At 51.3% G+C, this 234-nt stretch carries 1 protein-coding gene; it reads left to right on the top strand.

The window, feature by feature from the left end; genetic code table 11:
* Window positions 1-4: 4 nt before the first annotated feature.
* Window positions 5-234 (top strand): translation initiation factor IF-2 N-terminal domain-containing protein (locus Q4563_RS22810; protein WP_303606172.1); only part of this gene is annotated, 230 nt, incomplete at its 3' end.

Genomic DNA, 234 nt, shown 5'->3' with positions numbered 1-234 from the left:
ACGCATGGCAGAAGTAACAGTTAAAGAACTCGCCGACGTGGTGGGGACCAGCGTAGATCGCTTGTTGTCCCAAATGAAAGAAGCGGGCCTGCCACAGACCGCAGCAGAACAAAGAGTGTCGGATGAAGAAAAAGCCGGCCTGTTGACCTTTTTGAAAAAGAGCCACGGTGGTGCCAATGAACTGGCACCCCAGAAAATCACTCTGAAACGCAAGGTGACCACAACGTTGAAAAC

Source organism: Gilvimarinus sp. 1_MG-2023, from assembly GCF_030548285.1.
This window is presented reverse-complemented; position numbering and strand designations above follow the sequence as displayed.